Annotated in this window: 18 protein-coding genes; 3 read left to right on the top strand and 15 right to left on the bottom strand. The window is 64.5% G+C overall.

Annotation, left to right across the window (positions count from 1 at the left end):
* Nucleotides 1-132 precede the first annotated feature (132 nt).
* From IVB42_RS07255 to IVB42_RS07240, 4 genes are read right to left on the bottom strand one after another with little or no spacing between them, the layout of a single operon-like run.
* Nucleotides 133-519 carry an MAPEG family protein gene (locus IVB42_RS07255; RefSeq protein WP_018455974.1) on the bottom strand — a complete coding sequence of 129 codons (387 nt, stop codon included), beginning with the start codon at nucleotides 517-519 and terminating at the stop codon, nucleotides 133-135.
* Nucleotides 520-546: 27 nt separating this feature from the next.
* Nucleotides 547-1,629: a lipocalin-like domain-containing protein gene (locus tag IVB42_RS07250; protein ID WP_247295944.1), complete on the bottom strand. Its 1,083-nt coding sequence runs from the start codon at nucleotides 1,627-1,629 to the stop codon at nucleotides 547-549.
* Entirely contained in the window at nucleotides 1,619-4,081 is a 2,463-nt protein-coding gene (locus IVB42_RS07245; protein WP_018455976.1) for an ABC transporter permease, read from the bottom strand. The genes IVB42_RS07250 and IVB42_RS07245 overlap by 11 nt, the downstream gene beginning before the upstream one ends.
* The gene (locus IVB42_RS07240) at nucleotides 4,078-4,731 is read right to left on the bottom strand and encodes an ABC transporter ATP-binding protein (protein WP_018455977.1); all 654 of its coding nucleotides are present in this window, start codon (nucleotides 4,729-4,731) and stop codon (nucleotides 4,078-4,080) included. The genes IVB42_RS07245 and IVB42_RS07240 overlap by 4 nt, the downstream gene beginning before the upstream one ends.
* 144 nt (nucleotides 4,732-4,875) lie before the next feature.
* On the opposite strand from IVB42_RS07240, the gene IVB42_RS07235 reads away from it, so the two are divergent.
* Entirely contained in the window at nucleotides 4,876-6,246 is a 1,371-nt protein-coding gene (locus IVB42_RS07235) for an MFS transporter (protein ID WP_247295946.1), read from the top strand.
* A gap of 187 nt (nucleotides 6,247-6,433) precedes the next feature.
* Here IVB42_RS07235 and IVB42_RS07230 read toward each other — a convergent pair whose 3' ends face one another.
* The 10 genes from IVB42_RS07230 to soxX all read right to left on the bottom strand — a co-directional run bounded on the left by IVB42_RS07230 (nucleotide 6,434) and on the right by soxX (nucleotide 13,981).
* Entirely contained in the window at nucleotides 6,434-7,642 is a 1,209-nt protein-coding gene (locus IVB42_RS07230) for an MFS transporter (RefSeq protein ID WP_018455979.1), read from the bottom strand.
* A gap of 131 nt (nucleotides 7,643-7,773) precedes the next feature.
* Nucleotides 7,774-7,947, bottom strand: coding sequence for a hypothetical protein (locus IVB42_RS07225; RefSeq protein ID WP_018455980.1), 174 nt, complete (start codon nucleotides 7,945-7,947; stop codon nucleotides 7,774-7,776).
* 76 nt (nucleotides 7,948-8,023) lie between these two features.
* Entirely contained in the window at nucleotides 8,024-9,061 is a 1,038-nt protein-coding gene (locus IVB42_RS07220) for an MBL fold metallo-hydrolase (RefSeq protein WP_018455981.1), read from the bottom strand.
* A 270-nt stretch (nucleotides 9,062-9,331) separates the two neighbouring features.
* Entirely contained in the window at nucleotides 9,332-9,790 is a 459-nt protein-coding gene (locus tag IVB42_RS07215; RefSeq protein ID WP_018455982.1) for a hypothetical protein, read from the bottom strand.
* Nucleotides 9,787-11,538, bottom strand: coding sequence for a thiosulfohydrolase SoxB (soxB, locus tag IVB42_RS07210; RefSeq protein ID WP_018455983.1), 1,752 nt, complete (start codon nucleotides 11,536-11,538; stop codon nucleotides 9,787-9,789). The genes IVB42_RS07215 and soxB overlap by 4 nt, the downstream gene beginning before the upstream one ends.
* 55 nt (nucleotides 11,539-11,593) lie before the next feature.
* A complete protein-coding gene (locus IVB42_RS07205) occupies nucleotides 11,594-11,911 on the bottom strand; it encodes a hypothetical protein (protein WP_018455984.1) in 318 nt (105 codons plus the stop codon).
* Complete coding sequence (soxA, locus tag IVB42_RS07200) at nucleotides 11,908-12,771, bottom strand: sulfur oxidation c-type cytochrome SoxA (RefSeq protein ID WP_018455985.1); 864 nt, start codon at nucleotides 12,769-12,771, stop codon at nucleotides 11,908-11,910. Before soxA ends, IVB42_RS07205 begins: the two co-directional genes overlap by 4 nt.
* Nucleotides 12,771-13,082: a thiosulfate oxidation carrier complex protein SoxZ gene (gene soxZ / locus IVB42_RS07195; RefSeq protein WP_018455986.1), complete on the bottom strand. Its 312-nt coding sequence runs from the start codon at nucleotides 13,080-13,082 to the stop codon at nucleotides 12,771-12,773. The genes soxA and soxZ overlap by 1 nt, the downstream gene beginning before the upstream one ends.
* 15 nt (nucleotides 13,083-13,097) lie before the next feature.
* A complete protein-coding gene (soxY, locus tag IVB42_RS07190; RefSeq protein WP_018455987.1) occupies nucleotides 13,098-13,589 on the bottom strand; it encodes a thiosulfate oxidation carrier protein SoxY in 492 nt (163 codons plus the stop codon).
* Nucleotides 13,590-13,627: 38 nt separating this feature from the next.
* Entirely contained in the window at nucleotides 13,628-13,981 is a 354-nt protein-coding gene (gene soxX / locus IVB42_RS07185; protein WP_018455988.1) for a sulfur oxidation c-type cytochrome SoxX, read from the bottom strand.
* Nucleotides 13,982-14,239: 258 nt separating this feature from the next.
* Here soxX and IVB42_RS07180 point away from each other — a divergent pair, with 258 nt between their 5' ends.
* On the top strand, nucleotides 14,240-14,911 hold the full coding sequence (locus IVB42_RS07180; protein ID WP_018455989.1) for a DUF938 domain-containing protein: 672 nt from the start codon (nucleotides 14,240-14,242) through the stop codon (nucleotides 14,909-14,911).
* A 116-nt stretch (nucleotides 14,912-15,027) separates the two neighbouring features.
* Here IVB42_RS07180 and IVB42_RS07175 read toward each other — a convergent pair whose 3' ends face one another.
* Complete coding sequence (locus IVB42_RS07175) at nucleotides 15,028-17,094, bottom strand: prolyl oligopeptidase family serine peptidase (protein ID WP_026233064.1); 2,067 nt, start codon at nucleotides 17,092-17,094, stop codon at nucleotides 15,028-15,030.
* Between the two features lie 207 nt (nucleotides 17,095-17,301).
* On the opposite strand from IVB42_RS07175, the gene IVB42_RS07170 reads away from it, so the two are divergent.
* Nucleotides 17,302-18,549 carry an MFS transporter gene (locus IVB42_RS07170; protein ID WP_018455991.1) on the top strand — a complete coding sequence of 416 codons (1,248 nt, stop codon included), beginning with the start codon at nucleotides 17,302-17,304 and terminating at the stop codon, nucleotides 18,547-18,549.
* The last annotated feature ends 144 nt before the right edge of the window (nucleotides 18,550-18,693 follow it).

The following is an 18,693-nucleotide window of genomic DNA, read 5'->3' as shown; positions in this document are numbered from 1 at the left end:
GGACCCATTACCCCGACAGCCGCTTGTTGAAACAAGCTGTCGCCGCCATCGTGCCCATAACCGTGTCCTGTGGTTATGGGTCCAGGCCTCCGCCAGGACGACGGCGGGGCAAGTGGCCGTATGTCGGCTGCCTCACACCAGTCGCAGCACCGCCGCCCCCAGCGCCCCCGCCCACAGCGCAATGGCCGCGATACCCTGAATAAAAAATCCCGGGCCGCGTTTTGCGGCGGCCTTCGAATAGCCGATGAAGTAAACGATGCGGCCGACGATCCAGACCGCGCCGATCGCCGCTGCGCCGGAATCGCTGATGTAAATCGCGAAAAGCCAGAGCGACGGCAGGAAGATCGGCATCCATTCCAGCGTGTTCATCTGGATCCGGAACGCGCGCTCGAAATCCGGATGGCCCGACATTGCCGGCACCTTGACGCCGGTTTTGGTGCGCGAGCGCGACACGTTGATGGAGGTGAAGAAGTAGAACAGGATCGCCAGCAGCGTGACGAGGGCGGTGAGGTGATGCATCGCTAGTCCCTTCGAAGAGGTCCCGGTTCAATACCCGGTCAGCTCGAGATAGCCAACGCCGTCATGCGTACCGGCAAAGCTGATCGGCCCTTCCCAATAGGAAAAACCGGTCCCCATCCACGCCTGTGGATTGAGCGGCTTGCACTGGATCGAGAACGACCGCGAGGGGATCGCGATCTGCCATTCCACCGGGAGCTTGTGTCCCGCGACCTCAGCCGTCGCTTTCGGCATCATCTGGATGTCGTCGCCCGCGATCATCTGCGTCTCGCCCATCGCGCTGATCCAGTTGCCGAACGGATAATCTTTGCCGTCCTTCTGCCGGAGCCGGTACAGCATCAGCTTGTCACCGGATGACAGGTGCAGCGACAGCCAGTCCCAGCCGGTCTGGTCGGCATCGAGTGGCTGGCTGCTCCATTCGCGGTCCATCCAGGCCTGGCCGGAAACATCGACCGTCCTATCGTCGATGGTGAGCGTGCCGCGGGCGCGATAGAACGGCTGGCTGTAATAATAGGAGGCCTGACCGCGCTCCGATTTACGGCTGTAGCCGCCGGCGCCCTGCAACACCACCGGACGATCGGCCTCGAGCGTCAGCACGTAACTGAAGTCGGCGCCCGAGGCCTTCAGCGTCAGCGGCGCTAAAGCGCGATCTTCGGTGCGCTCGGATCCGTTCATCTCCCAATCGTCGATCCAGGCCGAGAACGGTTTCGCCGTGACTCCGGCCTGTCCCACACCACCGCGGGAAAACAGCTCGTTGAAGCGGTGGGTGTCGGCGCGCGTTACCGCGGCATGCGCCATCCACACCTGTTGATTGGCCCAGCCTTCGCCCTGCGGCCCCGGCTGCGTCGCCTGTCGGAACAGCGTCCATTGCAGGCTGCAAGCCGCGCCGCTGGCATCGACGAGGTTCGCCGTGAGATACCACCATTCGATGCGAAACTCCGGATGCGGCCCGTGATCGTCCGGAAAGGCGAACGTCTTCCCCGGCGTGACCTTGGCAAAGCCGTCGGCTGTCTCGCCGAGCCCGGCATAGCCTTGCGCGCCTGCGCGGCGGACTGCCGCGAGCGCGGCGATGCCGCCGGCGAAGGTGCGCCGCGAAATCCCATCAGCGCTCATTGGCAAACACCTTGACGAGGCTCGCCGGCTGCATCCGGGCAAGTCGGATCATCGGCGGCAGGGTGGCAAGCAACGAGGCGAACAGCGCGACTGCCACCAGCTCGACCAGTTGCAACGGAAATACATGGAACGGCAGCCGCCAGCCGAACGCTTTCACATTGACGATCGCGATCAGGCACCACGCCACCAGCAGCCCGAGCGGCACCGCCAGCAGAGACGTGAACAGCGCGACCGACAGCGTCTTGGTCAATTCGATCGCGGCAAGGCGTGGCCGCGTGATACCGATCGCCCAGAGCGGCGCAAGCTGCGGCAGGCGCGAGTTCGCCAGTGTGAGAAGGCTGGTCAGAAGCGCGATCCCGGCGACGCCGAGGGTGAAGGCGTTCAGCGCCGAGGTCACCGCAAAGGTCCGGTTGAAGATGCGGATCGATTCCGCCTTCACCGTCGCCTGGTCGGCGACGCTGCGGTCGTCCAGCGCAAACTGCTTCTGCAGCGCCGCGATCAGACCGGGGATATTCTCCTTCGCGACGATGAGACCGATGCGCGTCTGCGGCGTCTGCGGAAAATGCCGGATCAGCGCCGCGACATTCACCGCCAGCTGTCCCTTGGGGTTGCCGTAGTCGGCATAGATGCCGACGATGTCGAGCTCCCAGGTCCCGCCCGGCGCCGGGACGTCAACGACGTCACCGACGCGGACGTTGAGGCGGCGGCTCAGCTGCTCGCTGATGAAAGCGGCATTGCCGGGTATGAGTTGTGTCCAGGCACCGGGTGCGGCTTCGAGCAGCGGCCAGCGCTCGCGATAGAGCGCGTGATCGGGCAGGCCGAGCAGTTCCACCGGCTGGCCCTGCACCTGCGCCTCGGCACGTCCGCCCGACAGGATCGCCTGGACATCGCTGCGCTCCTTCAGCCAGTTGCGGATCGCGACGCCTTTCGCATTGTCGGAGGCGCTGATGTAGACGTCGGCTGCGAGCCGCCCGTTGAGCCAGCCGATGAAGGTGCGGCTGAACGTTTCCACCATGGTGGACACCCCGACATTGACGGCGAGCGCGAGCAGCAGCGCCATCAGCGCCAGCGACAATCCCGAGAGCTGCTGCCGGCTGTCCGCCCAGAACCACAGCGCGAGCGGTTTTCGCGCGAAACGCTGCCCGGTTTGCAGGATGATGTCGAGGAAGGCCGGCAAGATCAACGCCGCGCCGAGCATCAGCGCTGCCAGCACGCCAAAGCCCGCGATCAGCGATTGCCCGTACTGGAGCAGCAACAGCGCGACGGCGAACACGGCGCAGGCAGCCCCGCTCTGCAGGATCAGCCAACGGCTCTGCCTCTGTTGCCAGGCGCGCGGCTGCGCGGTCGCCAGCACCGGCATCCTGACAGCCTTGATCAGGCTGGTCGCCGCGGCAACAAGCGCGCCCACAATGCTGATGCCGATCCCGGCGAGCCACCATTCGGGACGCAAGCTGAGCTGCCCCGGGATTTGCGCGCCGTAGAGCCCTCGCAGGGATGCTGCGACGTCGGGCAAGAGCGCGGCTGCAATGAAATAGCCGCAGGCGAGCCCGATCAGGCCTGCGACCAGCGACAGCGCCACGAGCTCGACCACCAGCACGGTGTTGACCAGTCGTGCCGAGGCACCGCAGGCCCGCAGCGTGCGCAGCATCGGCAGCCGCTGCTCGAAGGCGAGGCCGACGGCTGAATTGACGATGAAAAGACCGACGAAGAACGACAGCAGGCCGAACGCGGTGAGGTTGAGGTGAAAGCTGTCGGTGAGACGCTCCAGCTCGGTCTCCGCATCCGGCTCAACCCGCTGTAAGCGGTCGCCGACGACGCTCGCTAAGGGCGCGGGCTTGCCCTTGGGCTTGCCGATCAGAAGCCGCGAGATCTGGTCCGGCTTGTTCAGCAGCCGCTGCGCCACGCCGATATCGACCACGAGCACGTCGGGCACGAGCTGCGGCAGCACGCGCAGCGGCGGCAGTATTGCGCCGTTGCTGATCGGCGGCGCTGCGCCTTCCCGCTCCTGCAAGTCGGTCAACGTTTCCTTTGCCACCAGCGTCTGGCCCGGCGGCGCCACGAAGCTGCTCAGATCGGCGGCGCCGAGGCGCGGTGCGTTGCCGACATCGACCGGTAGCGTCACCGGCTCGATGCCGAGCAGCCGGACCGAGCGCCCGTTGACCTGGACCCGTCCCTCCAGCATCGGCGAGACCGGCCAGCCGGCGCGGCGCAGCTTGACGAACAGCTCCTGCGGAAAAGTCGCGGCATCAGGCGCGACCAGCATCGGCGTGCGCGCGCCGCCGAAGGTTGCCGCGGCGCGGTCATAGGCGCTGCGGGCCTGCTGGTTGATCGCCTGCACGCCGCTCCACAGCGCAGTCGCCGCGATCAGCCCGATCAGGAGCGTCGCGAACTGCATCTTGTGGCGCCGCCAATGGCTGAGCAGCACGGCGAGGACCCAGAGCGCGCGCCTCATGCGATCCGCCCGGCATGCAGGTTGACGTGGCGATCGAGTGCGGCGGCCAGATGCAGGCTGTGCGTCACCATCAGAAAGCCGCAGCCGGTGCGCGTGACGAGGTCGCGCGTCAAGGCCAGCACGTCCTCGGCGGTGGCCTCGTCGAGATTGCCGGTCGGCTCGTCCGCCAGCAGCAACGACGGCTTCGTCGCCAGGGCCCGGCCAATCGCGACCCGTTGCTGCTGTCCGCCCGACAATTGTTCTGGATAACGCTTGAGCAGGCCGCCAAGCCCGAGACGCTCGATCAGCTCCTTGTACCAAGCCTCGTCGTACCGGCCGGCGATCCGTGCCTGAAACACCAGATTATCCCCGACCGACAGACTCGGGATCAGATTGTATTGTTGAAACACCAGGCCGATCCGGTCGCGCCGCAGGCCCGCGCGTCCCGCATCGGACAATTTGGTGACCTCCGTGTCTTCCAGTCGGATCGTGCCGCCATCGGCGGCATCGAGCCCTGCGATCAGGTGCAGCAGTGTGCTCTTGCCGCTGCCGGACTCGCCGGTCAGTGCGACGCGTTCGCCGGCCTTGAGATCGAGATCGACGCCGCGCAGGACATGGACCGGCTCACCGGCCGAAGAGAACGTCTTGGAGAGGTTTCGGATGCTCAGCACGATGAATGGCGCCGGACGGAATAGCGGAATTGCTGCGTAGCACACTTGCTGCGGAAATGCCGGGTTGCGTTGGTATTGAAGCCGTTGTTAGCTCCTAAGAGGACCACATCAAAAAAGTGCCAAAAAGGGACGACGGGGAGAACGATGAGCGCTCAGGCAACGCAGCCCGCGGCGGGCAAGATGACGGGGATGTCCAAGGAAACGTCGAAGGAAACGCAAAAGCAAACGCAAAAGCAAACGCCAAAGGGCGCCTGGACCGTTACATTTCTCCTGTTTCTTTTCATGCTGGTGAACTTCGCCGACAAGATCGTCGTCGGTCTCGCGGGCGTTCCGATCATGACCGAGCTGAAGCTCGAGCCCGAGCAGTTCGGTTTGCTCGGCTCGTCGTTCTTCTTCCTGTTCTCGATCTCGGCGATCGTGGTGGGCTTCATCGTCAACAAGGTACCGACCCGCTGGGTGCTGTTGACGCTCGCGGTGATCTGGGCGCTGACGCAGTTTCCGATGGTCGGCACCGTCTCTTTCACCACACTCCTGATCTGCCGCATCGTGCTCGGCGCCGGCGAAGGCCCGGCGGCCTCGGTGGCGATGCACGCAGTCTACAAATGGTTCCCCGACGAGAAGCGCACGATGCCGACCGCAATCCTGTCGCAAGGTTCGGCCTTTGGCGTGATCCTGGCGGTCCCGGCGCTGAACTGGATCATCGTCAATCATTCCTGGCACTATGCGTTCGGTGCGCTTGGAATCGTCGGCCTGATCTGGGTCGCCGCCTGGCTCGCACTCGGCAAGGAAGGCCCGCTGGACACCCACGCATCGGCCGTGATCGAACCGAAAATACCCTATCTCCAGCTTCTGACATCGCGCACTTTCATCGGCTGTGTGACCGCGACCTTCGGCGCCTATTGGGCGCTGTCGCTCGGGCTCACCTGGTTCACGCCCTTCATCGTCAAGGGCCTCGGCTTCTCGCAGTCTCAGGCGGGCTTCGTCTCGATCCTGCCCTGGGTGTTCGGGGCGACCATCGTCATTCTCACGGGCTGGATCTCGCAGGTGATGCTGGCACGCGGCTACACGTCGCGGATCTCCCGCGGCGTGCTCGGCTCTGTGCCGCTGATCGTCGGCGGCCTGATCCTCGCGATGATGCCGCACGTCCAAGGTGCCGGCCTCCAGATCGCCCTGCTCGTGGTCGGCTCCGGCCTGTGCGGCGCGATCTACGTCGTCTGCCCGCCCATGCTCGGCGAGTTCACGCCGACGTCGCAGCGCGGCGCGGTTCTCGCGATCTACGGTGCGCTCTATACGCTTTCCGGCATCATCGCGCCGCTCGTGATGGGCAGCGTAATCCAGCGCGCCGGCAGCATGCTCGACGGCTACATGACCGGCTTCACCATCAACGCCGCGATCATGGTCGGCTCCGGTGCGCTCGGGCTGCTCCTGCTCTGGCCCAACACGGAAAAGGCCAGGCTGACCGGTGGAGCTGCTCCGCAGGCAGCGCCGCTGAATAGCGCGGTGTCGCCGACGTAAGGGGCCACTTCAGCCAACCCAATCACAACTGTCATCCCGGCGAAGGCCGGGATCCATAACCACGATTTTTAGTTTGGCGAAGACTTGGAGTTGGCAGCTTTGCGCCACAACTCCGATTCGTGGTTATGGACCCCCGGCCCCTATGCGCAATTGCGCACTAGGCCGGGACGACAATTGAGTTTGTTGCTCAAGCCGCGATTTGCCGCTTCCGCTCCGTGAACGGCGACAGCACCACCGTCGCGACCATGAAGATCACGGATGCGCCGAACACCCAATGCGGCGCGCTCTGGTCCATAATCCAGCCGAACAACAGCGGGCTGACGATGCCGCCGAGATTGAAGCCGGTGGAGACGATGCCGAAGGCGCGCCCCGCCGCGCCGGGAGGTGCTGCATTGCGCACCAGCATGTCGCGCGAAGGCGCGATCACGCCGGAGAGGAATCCCGCGGCCGCCATCGTGGCGGTCAGCGCCCAGCCCGGCAGCGTGACCAGCGCGATCAGCAGCACGATCGCCGCGTTCGCGGCGAAGCAGGCGGCGGCGACATAGCCGTGGCGCTCGGTGTGGTCGGCAAGAAAGCCGCCCGCGAGCACGCCGGCGGCGCTTGCACCGAGGAAGGCGGTGAGCGCGACATTGGCCGCGGAATAGGTCACGCCATAGCCACTCATCAGCGCCACCACGCCGAAATTGTTGATGCCGGCGACCGACAGGCTGAGCAGCATGAACAGTGCCGTCAGCGTGATCAGCGCCGGCGTGATCACGGCCTGTTTGGGTGCGTTCTCGGTGCCTGGCTTGGTCTTGTGCGCGCCGGCATCGGGAATGTTCATGGTCACCAGCAACACCGCGACCAGAACGCCGATCACGCCCGATGCGATCAGCGCACCGACACCGCCTGACACGATGACCATCGCGGCGACGATCGCCGGCGCCACCGCGCCGCCGAAATAGCCGGCAAAGGTATGGATCGAGAAGGCGCGGCCCATCCGCGCTTCGTCCATGTGCTCGGCGAGGATGGCGTAATCGGCGGGATGGTAGACGCTGTTGGCGAGCCCGAGCAGCACGGCGCAGGCGATCAGCGAGGTGTAGCTGAGATGCAGGCCAAGCAGGATCAGCGCGAGGCCGCCGAGGGTGAGGCCGCCCAGCAAAATCTTTCGCGCGCCAAAATGGTCGACGAGATAGCCGGTCGGCGCCTGCGTCAGCCCCGACACCACGGCCGACACGGTCAGCGCGAAGCCGAGCTCGACGTAGCCGACGCCGAGTTGATTTTTGAGGAAGGGAAACAGCATCGGCAGGACCAGCAGATGAAAATGGCTGACCCAATGCGCGATCGAAATTCCCGTCAGCGTGCGTAGCGCGCTGTCCGCCTTGCCTTGCTGCGGTGCGGCGAGAACGTCGACCATTGCAGTTCCGTTTCACGTCCTTTGGAGACGCGCAAACTATCGGGCAGAGCGGTTATTTGTCCATGAACGCAGGCGCATGGCAGTAGCGCGGGGCAGGACGACAGTTGAGAGCGTGGCAAGAGACGAGCCCCTCAAAACGGCTCGTCGTCCGGCCCGTAGCGGTCGCGCTTTGGTGTCGCGATGTCGCCGTCTTCGTAATCATCGTCTTCGGTGTCGCGCGGAGGCTGAGGCTTCTTCGCCTTGTCTTTTGCTGGCGCGTCGTCCGCAATTTTGGGCGGCGCGCTCGGCTTGCCGATCTTGGCCATGGCTGGTCCCGGACAGTGATGCTGCGCCCAAACCTATCCGGAAGATATGTGCAGTTCCTGACTTATCTCAAGGCGGTCAGTGCACCACCGGCCCGCCGGCCTTCTTCCAGGCATCGATGCCGCCGGCGATGTGGGCGGTGTTGGTGAGCCCGGCCTCCTTGGCGGCGGCGACAGCCATCGCAGAGCGTTCGCCGAAGGCGCAGAAGAACACGACGCGGCGACCGGTGGCGGCCGCGACCTCGCGCAGCATGCCGCCGGGCTTGAGGCTGTCCTCAACGGACGGATAGGGTGTATGCAGCGCGCCTTCGAGCATGCCGTGCTTCATCCGCTCATTGGTCTCGCGCAAATCGACCAGCAGGATATCGGGACGGCCGAGGCTGCGGATCGCCTCGACGGCGCGGAGCACGCGGCCCTCTTTCTCCAGCTCCTCCTGGTGCAGGCCGACATGCATGTTGGCGGGCACCGCGACGTCCATCATCTTCGGATTGGGCAGCTTCAGATTGGCCATCAGCTCGATATAGTCGTCGACCGAGCGCACCTGGAGCCGCGGATTGTAGCGTTTCTCCTCGCCGATGGTGGAGACGGTGTCGCCCTTGTAGTCATGCGCCGGGAACACCATGGTCTCGTCGGGCAGCTTGAGCAGGCGGTTGAAGATCGAATCGTACTGCGCGCGCGACGAACCGTTCTGGAAATCGGTGCGGCCGGTGCCGCGGATCAGCAGCGTGTCGCCGGTGAAGACGCGGTCGCCCATCAAGTAGGAGTAGGAGTCGTCGGTGTGGCCGGGCGTGTACATCACGTCGAGCGACAGGCCCTCGATCGTCACCTTGTCGCCGTCGGCAACCCGCATCGCCACCACGTCGGCCTTGGTCTGGTCGCCCATCACGGTCATGCAATGGGTGCGGTCGCGCAGCTCGCCGAGGCCGGTGACGTGGTCGGCGTGCAGATGGGTGTCCACGGCCTTGACCAGCTTGAGATCGAGCTCGCGCAGGAGCTGGCAGTAGCGGTCGACCTTCTCCAGCACGGGATCGAGGATCAGCGCCTCGCCGCCGGCGCGGCTCGCCAGGAGATAGCTGTAGGTGCCCGAAACACTGTCGAAGAGCTGGCGGAAGATCATGGCAAGACCCGGCGTGAACTACCCCGAGATTCTATTACATTTCGGGCTTACAAGAGAAGCAATTCACTGTGTAAGCAAGAAAATTTGGAAGATTTTTATTCCTGTGACGGGCGGGTGGGCGTCACCTAGCCACGGCTGCCATTCCCGCGAAGGCGGGGAATCCAGTACGCCGCGCCCTCCCGTACCCCTCGCGGTCTCGGAGTACTGGATCGCCCGCCTTCGCCGGCGATGACACCGAGTATGCCGCGACGCTTCGCCCCGACAAAAGGCTCAGGGCCTCACCACCGTGTATCCGTTCTCGCTGAGGAACAGGATCTGCCCGACCCCGACCTGCACCGGCGTAGCGGCAGGGATGAACTCCGGCCGCTTGCCGGTCTCCCGCTCGATCGTGTCGACAGTGTTGAGGCAGATGTCGAAGCGTACGCCTTGCGCGATCAGGCTCTCGACCTGCTTGCGGCGCTCGCTGCCGGTGAACAGGAGGTCGATGCCGGGACCGAACGCCACCACCTCGATTGCGACCTTGTCGGGGTCGTAGGCCTTCAGCAAATTGTTGGCGACGCTGAGCACCAGAGCTTGCTTCCTGGCATCGCCATCGGAGAGCTGCAGCACGATCTTGTGCTCGGCGAACGGCTTGTCCTGGAGCGGCACCTGCTGCGCGAAAGCCGGTGGCATCGCCGCCCAGGCGAACAGCGCCAGCAGCATCGCGGATAGGGTTTGCGACCGCATCATCCCTGTCCTGCGATGCCCGGATTACCCTCGACGCCCTTTAGCGTGACGCCGGAGCCGAGCCGCTCCTGAAACATCCGGCCCGAGCGCAGATATTTTGCCACCACATCCCACACCGGCGCGCCTTGCTGGCCGTTGACCGAGGCCCAGCCCGCGACCTTGTAGCGGTGGCTGGCACTGAGCGCCTTGCCGCCATTGAGCTTCAGCTCCGAGATCCGGCTGCCGATCGTCGCCGTCGGCGTGCAGGTGTAGCTGAGCCCACCGGCGCGCACCATGTCGCCGCCCTGCTGGTAATAGGGATCGGTATTGAAGAGGTTGTCGCAGACGTCTTCCAGCACGTCCTTGATCTCCGCGCCGGTCATCTCCTGCACATAGGTCTCGGGATAGCTGATCGCGGTTTCCGCGAGCAAATCCTCCATCGTCAGTGCCTGGCCGGACAGTCCGGTGACGCCCCAGCGGAAGCCCGGCGACAGCGCGATCTCGGCGTCGAACTCGGTGCGCAGCGCGCTGCAGATCAGCTCGTCGACCGGGCCGGCGAAATTGTCGCGTCGATACAGCAGGCGATCGGGCGTCGCGATCTTCTCCAACCAGTCGGTGACGAAGGGTGCCCGCAACCGGCCGATCAGTTCGGCCATCCCGGGATCGGGTTTCAACAGCTCGGAATAGACCGGCAGCAGATGATATTTGACGTCGCCGACCTTGCCCTTGTCGAGCGCGAGATCGAGCACGGCCAGAAATTTTCCGTTGGAGCCGGCATTGGTGACGAGCGTCGTGCCGCTCGCATTCTTCACGGCGATGGGCTGCGGGATCGCATCATGGGTATGGCCGCCGAGGATGACGTCGATACCGGTGACGCGGCTTGCGAGCTTGAGATCGACGTCCATGCCGTTATGCGACAGCAGGATGACCGCATCGACCTTGTCGGTGCCGCGCAGGCCGTCGACATGCTTCTGGAGCTCTTCCTCGCGGATGCCGAAGGACCAGTCCGGCGTGAACCGTTTGGGATGCGCGATCGGCACGTAAGGGAAGGCTTGGCCGACGATCGCGACGCGATGGCCGCCGAGCTCCTTGATCACGGAGGGCTTGAACACGCGTCCCGTCGCCTTGTCGAAGGCCGGGGCATCATTGAATGCGGCTTCCTCGGTGAGAAAAACGTTCTGCGCCAGAAACTCGCCCCTGAAGCGCGCGAGATTGTCGCGCAGCGCCTGCTCGCCATAGGTGAATTCCCAATGCCCGGTCATCGCCTCGACACCGAGCAGGTTTGCGGCCTCGACCATGTCGCGGCCCTGCATGATGTTGGCAAGTCCCGAGCCTTGCCAGAGGTCGCCGCCGTCAACGAGCACGGAGCGTTTTTCGCCGACATCGCCACGCAAGCGGTCGATCAGCGTCTTCAGATGGGCGAAGCCGCCGAGCTTGCCGAAGCGGCCTGCGGACTTCTCGAACTCGAAGCAGCTGAAGGCATAGGCATCCGCGCTGTCGGGCCTGATGCCGAAACGGTCGAGAAAGGCGCGGCCGACCAGATGCGGCGGCCGTCCCGCCATCTCGCCGATCCCGATATTGACGCTGGGCTCGCGAAAATAGACTGGATTGAGTTGCGCATGCGTGTCGGTGAGGTGAAGGATGCGCGCATTGCCGAACCGTTCGAGGTCGTAAATGCTCGCAGCCTCAGCACCGAGCGCAAGCCGCGGCAGGCTCAGCGATGCGGCAGCAAGGCCTGCATTCTTCAGGAAATCGCGGCGGCGGATCGCCATCCAGAAATTCTCCGCGCCCTCTCACGGTCGCAAGGCTGTTGCACAAGCGAACAGTCTAACGGATTTCCATCGCCTTCCAGGCTTCTTTTTCGGAAATCGCCTGGAAGATCGACGCCTTCGCCAGCGCCTCGGCCTCCCTGGCTGCGGCCACGGCGCGGTCGAAATCGCCGCCATCGGCCGCCTTCTTTGCGGCGGCCAGCGTCGAGACGGTCACGGTCCATTGGTTGCGCATGCCGGCGGCCTCCTTGGAGGCGGCCTCGGCGGCGGCAAAGGCCGCCTTGTAGTCTGCCTCATCTGCCGCGCGCGCCGCCGGCGCGAGCCCGAGGGTAAGCAGCAAGGCAAGCAGCCGGACGAAAGGGAGTGACAGCTTCATGGCCGCGCTCCCGGTCCCGATATCGGCAGGCCGTTGGCGACGTAGGACAGGAAATATTCGACGTCGCGATATTCATCCGCCTGCGGCTCCAGCGGAACCGCGCGGGTCTGGCTGTTGCAGGTGACGAAGCGGCGGCTGGTGGTGCCCATGCCGCTCCATTCGGAGCGGTAGATCGGCATCGCGTTCAGAATGCCAAGCGCCGGCGCCAGGATCTCGGCGCGGATGCGCTCACCCGGGCTCTGCACATGGCAGCTCGCGCAGGAGAAATTCAATTGGCCGCGGCGGGTGTAGAAATAGCGCTTGCCGTTCTCGAATGCCGCGAGCGCGCGAGGATCGTCGGGGATCTTGATGTCCATCGGCTTGCCGCGCGAGGTGAAGGCCATGTACGCCGTGAGCGAGGCCATCTCGTCCTTGACGTAAGAATAGGGCGCCTCGCCATTGGCCTCGCGGCAGCGGTTGAGCGCCAGCTCCAGCGTGACGACCTTGCCTTCCTTCTCGTCGAAATAAGGATAGTTCTGGCGGATGCCGATGCCGCCGTTCGGGAAGCAGTCCGCATAGGTCTTGCCGTTCTTGAACGGGGTGGCGAACATCTCCTTGCCGGCGTCGAGCGCAAACTCGTAGGGCGGGAATTCCTCCTTCTCCTGCCACTGCCGCTTCATGTCCTCGTTCATGGAATAAGGACCGTTGACGAAATCCTCGTGCTTCACATCAGGGAATTTCTGGAAGAAGAAGTTCTGGAACGCCTTGGCATCGGCGATGGGATCGACCTTGTCGGCCGCCACCACGCGTGGAGAGGTGAGGGCCAACGCGACGAGCGCGGCGCTCAACGAACCAAGCAGGATGGTGGTGCGGGCCTTCATCACGAGATCTTCGCAGTGGTCGTGTCCGACGCACCCTTGTTATCGGTCCAGGAGACCTTGAGATCGTCGCCCTTCTTGGCTCCCTTGAAGCTGAACTTGACGTAGGGGTCCTTCGAGACCGCGGTGCCCCAATCGGCAACGAAGACGTCCTTGCCGTTACATTCGAATTTCAGCTGCTGGATGTAATGCGCCGGGATCAGTTCGCCTTTGGCGTCCTTGACGAAGCCGGTATCCATCGGGTGCTGGATCAGCGCCTGCACCTCGGTGATGTCGCCGTTGGTGGTGGCGCGGACGCGAATGCTGGATGCCATCTCGATCTTCCTCGCTTAGCCGCCGCAGCCGCCGACGGTGACCTTGACCTCTTTGGTCGCGCTGTAGAGCTTGCCGTCGGCCTCCACGATCGCGACCACGTTGGTGGTCTTGGCCATCTTCAGCCGGTTGGCGACAGCAGGGATCGTGCCTTCGGGAATCCTGTAGCTGGCGGCCAGCGCGCTGGGATTCTCGGCCACGAAGAATGAAATCGAGGTGACCTTGTCGAGTGTCGTCGTCACCGAGATCGGCACCACACCGCCGTTCTCGGCGATCTCGGGGGCGTCCAGCTTGACCTTGTCGGACGGCTCGGCGGTTTTGCCGTAGAGCGCCTTGATGGCGTCAGCCTCGCTCTTTTGCTTGAACGCCTCTTCCGGATATTTGTCGTTGGCCGCGGCGCGCGCGGGCGCGGCGCCGAACGGCAGATTGCCGAGGCCGAGCAACGCGACCGAGGCTGCGCCCTGAAGGATCAGGCGCCGCGTCGCGCTTGGGCCGGTGAGTGTGGTCATCTCTGGTCTCCCAACCAAATCTCGTGGCATGCCTGAAGTCACAGGGTCTGCAGGAAATCAACGATCGCGCTGATCTCCTGTTCGGTCAAAATCCGGTTCCGGCCGAACGGCGGCATCATGGTCTGCGGATTGCGCTTGGTCTCGTCGAAGATGATCGCGGTCAGTTCGTTGCGATCGGGGTACTTGGCCTTGAGGTCCTTCAGTTCCGGCCCGATCGTTCCCGGCAGGTCGCCACCCCTGATGACATGGCAGGTCAGGCAATTGCCCTTGCCGCGGTCGAAAGCGAGTTTCTGGCCGTCGGCCACAGCGGACTGCGCCCACGCCGGGGTGGCGAGGCCGGCTGCAATGGCCAGCAAGATGAACAGAACGGGCGTCCGGGAAAAGGCGGTCAAGGCGTTATTCCGAGGCGTTATGCGATGGTCTCGATTACGAAATAGAAGCGTTCCAAAGCACAAAGGGCGCCGCCTGACAATCAAGACTATCCACGCGACAAAATGGAGTTAATATCTTCCCGATTGCAACTAAAGAGATTATTTGTTCAGCCGGCTTGGTCCGAGAGTTAGGGACCGTGGCGCGGGCCGGCTGTTTCCTGAGCGTTTGGGCGCTCAACCTGTTTTCATCGCGTTCTCGTTTTTTCAAGGGGACCTCACTTGGCTGAATATGTCGTCGAATTCGGCAGGGATGGCGGTCGGGTCGAGTCGGATGGGCGGCTCGATGCGCCGGCATTTCATCGCAATCACGAGCCGCTCTGGGCGGCACTGGAACGGCATCTCGCCGGCTGCACCGGCAACGTGGTCGAGCTCGGCAGCGGAACCGGCCAGCACGTGGTCTACTTCGCCCGTCACACGCCCGGCCTGATCTGGTGGCCCAGCGATCTCAACCAGCGCCACCTCAAGAGCATCGAGGCCTGGCGCGTTCATTCAGGTCTCAAAAACATCCGCTCGCCGCTGCGGATCGATCTCACCGATCCGGACTGGTGCCCGGAGATGAAAAGCGGGCAGGGGCCGTCGAGTCTTGCCGCATTGTTCTGCGCCAATGTCATCCACATCGCGCCATGGAGCGTCGCCGAGGGTCTGTTCGCCGGCGCCGGCCGCTATTTGCGGGCCGACGGCAAGCTGTTCCTCTACGGCCCGTTCAAGCGCGGCGGCAAGCACATCGCGCTCAGCAATGCGGTGTTCGACACCTCCCTGCGTGAAGGCAATCCCGACTGGGGCGTGCGTGACATCGCCGATGTCGAGGCGCTTGCCCGCGGCGTTGGTCTTCGCCTTGTCGATACGATGGACATGCCCGCGAACAATCTGACCTTGGTATTCGCGCGATAGGAGGTCGTCATGCCCGGGCTTGTCCCGGGCATCCACGTTCTTCGTGCACCAGCTAAGGCGTGGATGGCCCGGTCAAGCCCGGCCATGACCGTGCGGAGATGTCAGCGCCGCAAACGCTAGCCCTCGTCCTTCCACCCGATCTTGTCCTTTAAGAACCGAAAGCCAATCACCTCGAACCCGGCGCGCTCCTTGTTGTCCTTGCCGTAGCCGTGGCCACCGGCTTCAGGCTCGTAGAACCAGGCCTCGTAGCCCATGGCCTGGAGCTTTGCCGCCATCTTGCGCGCATGCCCGGGATGGACACGGTCGTCGCGTCGCGTGGTGGCGATCAGGATCGGCGGATACGGCTGGCCGGCCTTGACGTTGTGATAGGCGGAGTAGGACTTGAGCCAGTCCCACTCCTCGGGCTTGTCGGGATCGCCATATTCCGCGATCCAGCTCGCGCCGGCGAGCAGCTTCGTGTAGCGGCGCATATCGATCAGCGGGATGGTGCAGAACAGCGCGCCGAAACGTTCGGGGTATCGCACCAGCATGTTGGTGATGAGGATGCCGCCGTTCGATCCGCCCTGCGCGGCGATGCGCTTTGCCGTCGTCACACCGCGGCGGACGAGATCGGCGGCAACGGCGGCGAAATCGTCGTGCGACAGTTTCTTGCCGGCGAGCCGGCCGGCATCGTGCCAGCGCGTGCCGAATTCGCCGCCGCCGCGCAAATTCGCCTGCACCGTGGTGCCGCCACGCTCCAGCCACAGCTTGCCGAGCGACGGGTTGTAATACGGCTTCACCGAATGGGCGAAGCCGCCATAGGCGCTCATATAGACCGGTGCATCGCCGGTCTCGCCGGCGGGGCCGGTCTGTACATAGGGGATGCGTTCGCCGTCGGTCGAGATCGCTTCGTGCTGGGTCACCACGAGGCCGTCGGCGTTGAATGTTTTCGGCGCCTGCTTCAACACGGTCGGGCTCGCGACGCCGCGCTCGATCAGCAGCAACGACGGCGGCGTCAGCGGATCCTGCACATTGGCAAGCAGGTCGCCATTGCTCTCGGAGGGATGGCGATCCAGCGGCCAGATGTCGACGACGCCGATCTGCGGCAGGCCGCCGAGCGACGCGCGGCTCCAGCCTGTGGCCGACGGCGTGCAGATCTCGAATTGCGGCTGGAGCTCGTCGAGGATCGACAGCACCAGCTTGCCTCCGGTCCAGAACAGGCCTTGCAGGGCGCGGCGAGGTTCCGGCTCGAACAGCACCGCGAAATCGCGGCTGCCGGCGAGGAACGCCGAGAGCGACATGCCGAGCACGGTGTCGGCGGCATAGGTCTTGCCCTCGATCGACCAGGCTTCGCGCAGCTTCATCGCGAACCAGTCGCCATGCGCCTGCAACCAGATGCCGGTCGGCAGATCGAGCTTCGTCGTCGCACCGTCTGCGTCGCGCAGCCAGAGCGCATGATTGAAGAAGTCGATCTGGTCGACGATCCAGCTGCGCGGGGCCGCAGCGGTGTCGTCGACGATGCCGGAGATCGCCATATGATCGGCCGTGGTCTCGATGATCACCTGCGCCTGATCGACAGGCTGGCCGCGCCGCCACAGTCGAACCGTCCGGGAATATCCCGAGCTCGTCGCCATGCCTTCGCCATGGGCGCTCGACAGCAGCAGCGTGTCGGCATCGAGCCAATCGGCGCCGCCCTTGGCTTCCGACAGCGCAAATCCGTCCGCAACGAAACTCTTGGTGTCGAGGTCGAATTCCCGCAAGGTGACGGCATCGCTGCCACCGCGCGACAGCCCCAAAATGGCGCGCGCGCTTCCCGGCTGCGTGGTGATGCCGCTCAGCAGCCAGTCCTCGCCTTCGCGTGCCGCGAGCTGGTCGACATCCAGCATGATTTCCCACGTCGGATGCGGTTTGCGAAACTCCGCGAGGGAAGTCTTCCGCCACAGGCCGCGCGGGTTGGTGGCGTCCTTCCAGAGATTGTGCAGTTCGGTGCCGCGGCGGCTGACATAGGGAATGTTGTCGGGACGATCGTAGATCGCCGCGAGGATGTCGCGATCGCGCGCGAAGGCCGCTCCGCCGAACGCGTCGAGTGTCAGGCTGTTCTGCCGCGTGACGAAATCGAGCGCCTGCTTGCCTTCGATCTCCTCCAGCCAGAGCCAGGGATCGTCGTCAGGAGCGCTGAGCGTAGGCCTGTCGTCGACGGACATGAACGAAACTCCGGAAGGTCGCGGCGGATAGGATTTGATCGAGCGCAAGCCGTCAAGTGCGCGGCCCATTATCATCGGCCCGATTGCGTCAGAGACATGGCCTGCGCCCGTTTGCGCCGGTTGCCCGCCCTCCCGCGTCCCGCCATAGTGCCGGGAATCAAGCGAGCCCTTGAAAGCACTTAAAAGCCCGTTGGGGCGGAAATGCCGATGCTGGATGTGACTGCAGCCAATGAGGTCGCCGCCGACGCCCGCGTGCGCGCCAATGTGGTGCGCCTTGCTGCCGCGCAGGCGCTGACCGGCGCCAATTCGGCGGTGATCTTCGCCACCGGCTCCATCGTCGGTGCGACGCTTGCACCCGACATGTCGCTCGCGACGGTACCGCTGTCGATGTACGTGCTGGGGCTTGCGGCCGGCACGCTGCCGACCGGCGCGATATCGAGTCGCTTCGGCCGCCGCTGGGCCTTCATCATCGGCACGGGCCTGGGTACGCTCACCGGCCTGCTCGGCTGCTTCGCGATCCTGCACGCTTCGTTTCCGTTGTTCTGTCTGGCGACTTTTCTTGGCGGCCTCTACGGCGCGGTGGCGCAGTCCTATCGCTTCGCTGCCGCCGACGGCGCCAGCGCGGCGTACCGACCCAAGGCGGTGTCCTGGGTAATGGCGGGCGGCGTGTTCGCCGGCGTGCTCGGTCCGCAGCTCGTGCAATGGACCATGGATGTCTGGCAGCCTTATCTCTTCGCCTTCAGCTTCTTGGTCCAGGCGGCTGTCGCGCTCATCGCGATGGGCATCGTCGCCGGGGTCGACATGCCGAAACCGGCGCCGGCCGATCTTCATGGCGGGCGGCCGCTGCTCGAGATCGTGACCCAGCCACGCTTCATCGCAGCGGCGCTGTGCGGCGTCATCTCCTACCCCATGATGAACCTGGTGATGACCTCGGCGCCGCTTGCCATGAAGCTGTGCGGCTTGAGCGTTTCAGATTCCAATTTCGGCATTCAATGGCACATCGTCGCCATGTACGGGCCGAGCTTCTTCACGGGCGCGCTGATCGCCCGCTTCGGCGCGCGCAAGATCGTTGCCGCCGGCCTGCTGCTGGAGGCCGGCGCGGCCGGCATCGGCCTGTCCGGCATCACCGCGATGCATTTCTGGGCCACGCTGATCGTGCTCGGTGTCGGCTGGAACTTCTCCTTCATCGGCGCCTCGGCGCTGGTGCTGGAGACGCACCGGCCGCAGGAGCGCAACAAGGTGCAGGCCTTCAACGATTTCCTGGTGTTCGGCATGATGGCGATCGGCTCGTTCTCGTCCGGCCAACTGCTCGCCAGTTACGGCTGGTCCGCGGTGAACATGGTGGTGTTTCCGCCGGTGCTGCTCGGTCTCGCCGTGCTCTCGCTGGCGTCCTGGACCCGTCGCCGCAAAGCGCGGCTCGACGCGGCCATGGGCGAGTTCCCGGATGCGATCTGAGATGGCGGGAGGCTGTCAGCAGCGTTGATAGTTCGATCCAGGTCGAAGTGATTTTCTGGTGAAGGTTACTAGATGTCGTCATGGCCGGGCTTGTCCCGGCCATCCACGTCTTGAGCGCGCGGATCGAAGAACGTGGATGCCCGG

Source organism: Bradyrhizobium sp. 45 (assembly GCF_023073155.1).
Classification (GTDB): Bacteria; Pseudomonadota; Alphaproteobacteria; order Rhizobiales; family Xanthobacteraceae; genus Bradyrhizobium; species Bradyrhizobium canariense_D.
The sequence above is the reverse complement of the archived record's forward strand: the minus strand, read 5'-3'. Positions and strand labels throughout refer to the sequence as shown.